The 8,093-nt window shown below is 37.2% G+C and carries 8 protein-coding genes; 1 reads left to right on the top strand and 7 read right to left on the bottom strand.

The genetic code is table 11. The annotated features are described in order from the left end of the window. Positions 1 to 288 precede the first annotated feature (288 nt). The 7 genes from AC1DPQ_RS12885 to AC1DPQ_RS12855 form a co-directional block, all read right to left on the bottom strand. Positions 289 to 933 carry a hypothetical protein gene (locus AC1DPQ_RS12885; protein WP_477609604.1) on the bottom strand — a complete coding sequence of 215 codons (645 nt, stop codon included), beginning with the start codon at positions 931 to 933 and terminating at the stop codon, positions 289 to 291. 235 nt (positions 934 to 1,168) lie between these two features. Next, the gene (locus AC1DPQ_RS12880) at positions 1,169 to 1,993 is read right to left on the bottom strand and encodes a hypothetical protein (protein ID WP_477582216.1); all 825 of its coding nucleotides are present in this window, start codon (positions 1,991 to 1,993) and stop codon (positions 1,169 to 1,171) included. A gap of 42 nt (positions 1,994 to 2,035) precedes the next feature. Continuing rightward, the gene (locus AC1DPQ_RS12875) at positions 2,036 to 2,584 is read right to left on the bottom strand and encodes a hypothetical protein (RefSeq protein WP_477582214.1); all 549 of its coding nucleotides are present in this window, start codon (positions 2,582 to 2,584) and stop codon (positions 2,036 to 2,038) included. A 98-nt stretch (positions 2,585 to 2,682) separates the two neighbouring features. Beyond that, entirely contained in the window at positions 2,683 to 4,074 is a 1,392-nt protein-coding gene (locus AC1DPQ_RS12870; RefSeq protein WP_477609602.1) for a hypothetical protein, read from the bottom strand. A gap of 108 nt (positions 4,075 to 4,182) precedes the next feature. Continuing rightward, positions 4,183 to 4,986: a M48 family metallopeptidase gene (locus AC1DPQ_RS12865; RefSeq protein ID WP_477582208.1), complete on the bottom strand. Its 804-nt coding sequence runs from the start codon at positions 4,984 to 4,986 to the stop codon at positions 4,183 to 4,185. A 6-nt stretch (positions 4,987 to 4,992) separates the two neighbouring features. Beyond that, a complete protein-coding gene (locus AC1DPQ_RS12860) occupies positions 4,993 to 5,352 on the bottom strand; it encodes a DUF4870 domain-containing protein (protein WP_477582206.1) in 360 nt (119 codons plus the stop codon). Between the two features lie 54 nt (positions 5,353 to 5,406). Then, positions 5,407 to 6,030, bottom strand: coding sequence for a hypothetical protein (locus AC1DPQ_RS12855; RefSeq protein WP_477582205.1), 624 nt, complete (start codon positions 6,028 to 6,030; stop codon positions 5,407 to 5,409). A 164-nt stretch (positions 6,031 to 6,194) separates the two neighbouring features. On the opposite strand from AC1DPQ_RS12855, the gene AC1DPQ_RS12850 reads away from it, so the two are divergent. After that, positions 6,195 to 8,015 carry a tetratricopeptide repeat-containing sensor histidine kinase gene (locus AC1DPQ_RS12850; RefSeq protein WP_477609600.1) on the top strand — a complete coding sequence of 607 codons (1,821 nt, stop codon included), beginning with the start codon at positions 6,195 to 6,197 and terminating at the stop codon, positions 8,013 to 8,015. Positions 8,016 to 8,093 lie beyond the last annotated feature (78 nt).

The following is an 8,093-nucleotide window of genomic DNA, read 5'->3' as shown; positions in this document are numbered from 1 at the left end:
GAGTACGAGCCATAATAACCTTTGTAGGGTTTATAAACCGTATTGGCTTTGGTCGGATTGGTAACGTATTGCCAACCCAATACCGAGTCTCTGTTAAGTTCCCGATCATTTTGGGCATGGGCAGAAAAAGCGATAAAAGACAGTAGTATAAATAAGGGGATAAGCATTGTCGATTTCATACCAATTAGTATAGTTTAAATCCTGGTGGGTTATCGATAATTGATTTTCCAGTAAATGCGAAACTAAAGAGCAATAATATTTTGATGTGGTTCATGGGTTATCCGCTTATTAAAAATTTGTCCAGGCGGTTCCCTTTACAGTATCCCAACCAGATTTGCTGGAAACACTTATATTGCCTTTAGTGTCCATATTGTAATAGATCCACCCGATGCGATTAGCCTTGAGTTTTATTTTGGTCGTATTACTTGTTGCCAGATCTGTGCAGCTCTCTGCTTTTACATCTTCCAAAATTACCTGACGGGCTATAGTGGGTAGGTTATTGCTAACCCTGTTGGTTACCGATATTTCAATTCTAGAAATTGGAAAAGTTTGTAGCGACTGTGGGGTTATTTTTCCGGGACTTACAGCTATTTGTCCGGCGCTCACAGTTGGTATAACCGAAGATTTGATAGCGGTATTGGTGATTGACTTTACTGCTATGGGTTGCTGTGGTGTGGCAGTTATCAGGTTCCTGAAATCTGCAATACAAGCACTTGTCGGCACTTCTATTTCTATGGAGGCCGTATGATCTGAGCCTCCTGTATAATTTACAATAATGAGTTGGTCCTCATAGCCACGCATTACTGATGTGCCTTTAATGCGGCTACCATCACCTTTTGTCACCTTGCCATATATTGTGGTTGTTTGGGCATAAGATGTTATAGTTGTTATAATGACTGCCAACGATAGCAAGGCTTTTTTGAGTGTGTTCATATTTTTATAGTTAAATATTGATTATAAAATAAATGGTTAATGTAAATCTAACCGGAGTGGCAACCTGATACAATCATTAAAAAGGATGATTTTTCGCTATTCTCAACCGCAAAACATGCTACACAATTCCACTTGCAGCAACTCTTTATTCTCTAAAACATTAGCAAATGCAATGTTCACACCTCCTCTTATAGGCCCGCATTACAACTTCAGTGGCCTGTAAGTGTAACCCGAATTACTGAACATCAATATTATCCATTGTAAAATATATTACATTGTTGTTTGGGTTTTGATCGCCAATTTTATTCAAAGGGTCAATTTTAATGCTATACATTCTGTGTGCTCCACCGGCACCAGTAGCTTTATTCCAAACTGCCCTATCAATTGCTATAGAATAAGCAGATTCTCCAGGTTTAAGGATAGTATTATTATTTAATATTTCACCAACGTTAACATTTGGGTCTCTGCTAATCGATGAAAACCAACTGCTTTCTTTCAACCAAAAACTTCTTCCATTTAAGGAATTAACTCCGCCACCTGGCAGCTCTGTTTCCAAATCAAATGGGAAATTTATATCGGGAGGATATGTTGAGGTATTCCACAAATAGGGATCAGTATTGGTGACTTCTGTAAGTAAGTGATTAGGTGCTCCTGCAACAGCATATTTCAAAAGATTTAAATCTATATCGGTGGTACCCGCATTAAAAACTCTGCACTTAACAATATAACGTTTGTTCGCAGGCTCAAAAGAAATAGAAATGAGTTCCATCGCAATGTCTTTTGCGAACTTTTGATTAGCAAGTATCTGAGGATTCACCTTCATTTTTAAGGACTGTAGCGGAATAACCTTTGCTTCTACTTGCCCGATCCTCATGGTTCCTGCTGGCACTCTAATATCAATGGTTTTATGTGTATTCTGTCCCTTTACTAAAGCAGTATTTGTTTTCACTTGTGCATTTACTGCCATTGTTCCTACAATGAACAGCAATAAAATGAGTATTTTTTTCATTGTTTTTAAATTTTGTGATATAAAAGTAGGTTGATATAAAAAAATGGTCAATCATTAAAAAAGATGATTTTCTATTTCAACCTCTTAGGTTCTTTATGGTTTTATTTCCAGTTTCATATTTCCTGTTACTGTTCCAGGTGTATAACCTACTGGTGCATTGGCAATAGGAAGTACTTGCAGGGTATAAGTACCTGTTAATGTTTTGTTGCTGTTGTTATAAATCAGATTGCAGGTCATGGTTACGCTTGCATCTTTTTTTAAAATGATAGAAACATCATTACCATGAAGGGTATAAGTACCCGATTCGAGCCTTGTTACAGCTTCGGGTGTGGTAAGACTACAGCTAACTGTACCGTTGCTGAGAAATTTAAAAGAAGGGTCGGTAACTGAATGGCCAGCGTTGGGTGTAACCCACCAACGGATGAGCTGCCAGTTATGTGTTGTTAAAAATGCCTTAACAGAGGCAAGTCGGTCCGGTAATTCTACAGGTCTTCCCAAAGATGCTTTTACAGGTTGTTGCGGCAAAGTGGGCAGCTTAGCATCAATAACATTTTTTATAGGTGGTACCTTTGGAGGAGCCTCTTGGGCATTTGCAGAATAAATGGTGATCGCCAAGCTTAGTAAAAGAATAATTTTCTTCATATCTTTTAGAATTTAAGGATGTGGAACAAATGTTTTATTTAATCGCCAAAACAGTTTATTGTTAATAATGATTTTCCTTATTCAAATTGGTATTGTGATTAAATCTTATGAAAATGAAGAACCGCTTCAATTTTGTTTTTATCATAATTACAGTCATACAAACTCATATAACTTTCCCATGGCCTGTCACCGTATCTGCGGGAATAGAACCGTATAAAATATTTACTTTCACTTCCCGATGATGATTTCCTTACCAATACATTGCCAGTAAAGCTATACACGCTTTGGCTTTTAAATTGTTTGGTTTTTATCAGGTTATTATAATAATCATAACCTGAAGTTGTTGAAGATTGTATCGTAACATAAGATTTCCCGTCTGCGGTGTAGATGGTGGCTGAATTCAAACTATTGCCATAGGTGCCGCTGCCTGATGCCCAGGTGCCTATCAGTTGTTGTTTATAATTTATACTTTTTTCGCTCACTCCTTTTATTCTCAGGTTAAATAATAAAAAGTGTAAAGCCATTTCTACCTCGCTGCCTAAAATGTTATCCGTAGAATTAATGATGGCTACTTTATCGCCAGCTTGTACAAGCAATACAGTTGCTTTGATCACATCATACCCACCTTTTTTCTTTATGCTATTGGACATCATATAATAATTCAATCCCTGGCAGGTCATCCCTTTTTCGCACTCAGCTTCTGTAAATACTGTGATACCTGGAATCCGTGTTTCCCATCCATCAAAAACCTCAAAGAAAATATGTTCCATATCTTTTTCTAAACTGCCCGAAGATTTTATCATACTCATAAACTCAATAATTCTTTTTCCTGTAGTGGTGTTTTTCTCTAACATTAAACTATTCTCCCCGGCATTTAAACTCCAGGTAGGCGGAACAGTGATGGAATACATATTTTTGCTTCCTGAACCGGTTGTATAGTTTGTTGACGAAGTTGTTTCATTAACCGATTGTTGAGCTTGATCTGTATTATTGTTCAGTGCAGTTGCCGTTTCATTTAAATCCAGGCTTTTTATAAAATCCAGTATTTGGTTTTGATATTTATCGGTATTGGTCATAATTACCACGTTCGCCATTTTGCCATTGCCTGTGGCGGTTATCAGCGTTACCGATCCCTTATTGGCGCCATCGGTATAGCTGGCTTGTCCCGACAAAGTGCTCCATCCTTTTTCAGTAGCAGGATCTTGCATGATGGGTTCTCCGGAAACAGATACGGTGCCTTTTACCAATTTCTCCCAGCTGGCCGTAAAGTTTTCGTTTGCTGATACTGTACTTGCTGYCGAACGCAGAATAATAACAGCTGCATAGTTTCCTTTACCATCGTTTTTGGTGGACAGCTGAATACCATTGGCCATTTCTGTTTTATCCCAACTGTTGGGTATTGTATAGTTTATTACATCAAAAGCCTGCTTTTGGGCAAAAGCAGATACAAAAAGAACAATATTCATCGCAAGAAGGATTATCTTTTTCATGGATTTTAGATTTTATGATATAAAAGTAGATTGAACAACAAGACCAGGCAATCATTAAAAAAGATGATTTTTATGCCTAGCTGATGATTACTAGCGCTTTAAATCGCTCTACGGTTTATAATACTTCTCTTTAATTTCTGGAATCAACACTGATATTTTTTTGATCCTCGTTTCATCCGAAGGATGTGTAGATAAAAATTCGGGCACATTGCTTTTGTTGCCCGCATTCATCCGTTGCCAAAAAGGAATAGCCTCATCGGGATCATAACCAGCCATAGCGGCAAATATCAAACCCAATTTATCGGCTTCGCTTTCTTGCATACGGCTGTTAGGCAACGCCAGTGCAAGATTTGAGCCTACCATATAGAGACCAAGAAACAAAGCCTGTGTTTCCTTCTTTTTTTCTTTTAATGCGTCCTGTAAAACTATCCCACCAAGGTTAATGAGTAAGCTCTGACTCATGCGTTCATTGCTATGGTGGGCAATGGCATGGGCAATTTCATGCCCCATTACCACAGCCAATGCATTTTCATTTTGTGTATAGGGCAACAATCCCGTGTACACAACTACTTTACCACCTGGCATACACCAAGCATTTATTGTTGTGGCATCAACGGTATTATAGTCCCATTTAAAATTTTTCAGGTCTTTGCTCATGTTATGCTGCTGCATGTAGGTTTCAGCAGCCTGTTGAATTTTTGTTCCTACTCGAGTAACCAGCTGTGCCCGTTCATCATTTTTAGCAAGTGTGGTACTGTTTTTTACCACCAAATCATACGCTGTTAATGCCATAGCACTAAGCATGGCATCGGGCACTAAATTTATTTGCTTCCTACCCGTAACCGGTACTATTTTACAAGCAGAAAAACCAGTTAAAAGTCCTACTAACATCAAGGATAAGACCCTTTTCATTTTCGGTTATTTAATTCCTTTGAGTAAATCCTGTGCCTTATTGCCAAATATGGGTAATGGCTTTTGTTCGCCATTAATAGCGTTAAGCAATCCAATAACCCAAAGCACAAGAAAGCCCGACATTACCAGGCTAAGGGACATAGAGATAATCCTGCCCAGATATGGAGCAAAGGCAAATACCAGCTGGACTATACAAATAGCAAATGCGCAAAGCATTAAGAATAAGGACTGCCTGATATGGAATGTGGCTAATTGACCTTTATTTTTGCCGAATTGGATGTAAGCGATAATCCATCCCACAAGGGTAATGTAACTGATGATGGAAATGGTTTTTTCATCCATTTCTTGTGTTTGTTCTGTATTCATGGTTTAGCTTTTTAGTATTTAGAGATAAAAAAATTGAAGTTGTCTTATCCTGAATTATTCTCTTTTAGTGATGAAGGTTGGAAGCGTATTAAAATAGGCGTCTGTTTTGCAGAATAAATGCCATTTCATAAAATCGAGATACATATCAGACCCTGTGAAATAAATCGTTTTTGAAGGCATTGTTGGATGTGGGTTTCCATTTTTATCCTTAAATTCTAGCACAACATTTACTTCCTCAATTTTCCATGCATCCAAGCCAAAAAATGGCCCATTACCCTGGGTATTATACAGTATATCTACCATAACGCCGGTTTGCCTGTAATGCGCAAGGCTATTAAAGGTTTGATCGAAACCTGGTGCTTGAGGTAAATAAAATTCTTTTGTACTCCAGGTTTTTAACTCGGGCATATAATTTTCTAGCATATAGCCTTTCTGATAATTATCGGTACCAGAGGTAGGATATACCCTTACAATTAATTTGGAGTTTAGTTCTTTATTATCCTTTCCTGTTTTTATAGTCACTTTTGCAACGGCTAAAAAGTAATCGGCATCGCTAAGTGCAGCTGATGACATGGAAGCCTGCTGGACATTGCCAGTATTTTTAACAGGTTTTAAAATTTGTGCGTATAGCACATTTAAAAAACAAATGCCAATGGTGGCGAGGAGAAGCCTTTTCATTTTTTTATAATTTAATGATGTAAAATTAGGCTGGTACAAGAGGCCTATCAATCATTAAAAAAGAGGATTTTTATAGCTGGCTCCTTAAAAAATCATTAAAAAGGATGATAAGAAATGTGCGTTAACAGTATTTAATTTGCAAATAGAAAAATGTAAATTAGGATATGAGAAAATTAACGCTGGTATTTTTTTCGGTTATAATCTGTTTTGTATGCAATGCCCAGGTTGAACACAAAATAGACAGCCTGTTAAAGAAAATCAAAGAAATACCAGATGATACCAATAAGGTGAAATTGTATTATGCCTTAGCCAGCCAATATCTTAATAGCAATTTAAAAGAGGCAGAAAAGTTTTGCCGCAAAGGTAAAGCTTTAAGTAGAAAACTAGGTTATAAGCAAGGAGTACTGGACTATTATGCCAATTATAGTGATGTGCTATATATCAATGGAAGATTTGACGACCACCTAAAATTAGACCTGGAGGCTATGGAGTATGCTAAAAAAAATGCTGACGCTACCCAATTTGCCCGTACCCTGCTTAATGCCGGTAATGGGTATTTATTAATCGAAGATTATCAAAGTGCTGTAAACCAATATGAAAAGGCAAAAGATATATTATTAAAAAACAACAACCATAAATACGATGGTAAAATTTATGATGTGCTCCAACTATTGTATTATCGCATGCATCAATACAGAAAAGGGGTAAGTAATGGCCTGTTAGCCGTTGATATTCTGGCAAAATCAAAAAATAAGGTATGGCTAGAAGAGTCTTTAAGCAATCTGGGATTAAATTATATCGAACTAAAATTATATGACTCTGCCAGATACCACTTAAACAAGGCAATGGTTTTGGCAAATGCAAGCGGAAACAAACAGATACAAACAACAACGGCACTAAACTTTGCATTAATTGCACTCAGGTCTCAACAAGTAGACAGCATAAAACCCTATGTAACCAAAGCTCTTCGCTTAACTCAACAATATAATATACCCTACTTAAATCAAAAGTTATATCCTTTACTTTCAAGTTTATTCTACGCTAAACAGGAACCAAAGCAGGGCTACTTTTATTATAATCGATCAGAACTTTTAAATGATAGCCTGTTAAATACAGCCATCACAAAACAAACCATTCTAACCGAAAAAAAATTTGAAACCTCAAGAAAGGAAACACAAATAAAACTCCAGCAAGCCCAGCTCAAGCAAAAAAATACACTTAATTATATACTCATTGGCAGCTTGCTTGCGCTGTTTATTATTTCCGTCCTCATTTACAGAAACTACAAACACCGCCAAAAATTGCAACAGGTAAAAATTGATGAATTAGAAACCGAAAAACAATTGACTGCTACCGAAGCTGTGCTAAAAGGCGAAGAACAGGAACGCACCCGATTAGCTAAAGACCTGCACGACGGATTGGGCGGAATGCTAAGCGGTATAAAATTTTCACTGAATAACATGAAAGAGAATTTAATAATGACCCCCGATAATGTTAATGCTTTTGAACGAAGTATAGATATGCTAGATAGTTCCATTAAAGAAATGCGCCGTGTAGCGCATAATATGATGCCAGAAATACTGGTAAAATATGGCCTAGACACTGCATTAAAGGAATATTGTACGGAGATGGATCACAGTGGCGTGCTGCATGTAAACTACCAATCTGTAGGAATGCATCAAACAGAAATACCACAAACTACATCAATTGCAATTTATCGTATTATACAAGAGCTGCTGAACAATGCCATTAAACACGCCAATGCAAAAAATGTACTGATACAGTTACATCAGGCTGAACAGGAAAAACTAGTGGCTGTTAYCGTAGAAGATGATGGAAGGGGTTTCGATACCGATCAACTGCAACAAGCTAATGGTATGGGCTGGTTAAATATCCGAAACCGTGTTGAATTTTTAAAAGGCAAAATAGATTTGCAATCCGCTCCCGGTAAAGGCACTTCAATAATGATAGAGATTAATATTTAACCGTAGACGATGAAGATAGGCGTTTTTGTAGTAGATGATCATTATATGGTGATAGAGGGTATTCGTATGTTATTACAA

This window comes from Pedobacter sp. 01T416_2, from assembly GCF_056398925.1.
Note: the sequence above shows the minus strand (reverse complement) of the source record. Positions and strands in the feature narration are given on the sequence as shown.

What these genes read in the sequence shown, in the direction of transcription:
- AC1DPQ_RS12885 (WP_477609604.1), bottom strand. Translation starts at nt 933, where the DNA reads ATGAACACACTCAAAAAAGCCTTGCTATCGTTGGCAGTCATTATAACA.
- AC1DPQ_RS12875 (WP_477582214.1), bottom strand. Translation starts at nt 2,584, where the DNA reads ATGAAGAAAATTATTCTTTTACTAAGCTTGGCGATCACCATTTATTCT.
- AC1DPQ_RS12865 (WP_477582208.1), bottom strand. Translation starts at nt 4,986, where the DNA reads ATGAAAAGGGTCTTATCCTTGATGTTAGTAGGACTTTTAACTGGTTTT.
- AC1DPQ_RS12860 (WP_477582206.1), bottom strand. Translation starts at nt 5,352, where the DNA reads ATGAATACAGAACAAACACAAGAAATGGATGAAAAAACCATTTCCATC.
- AC1DPQ_RS12855 (WP_477582205.1), bottom strand. Translation starts at nt 6,030, where the DNA reads ATGAAAAGGCTTCTCCTCGCCACCATTGGCATTTGTTTTTTAAATGTG.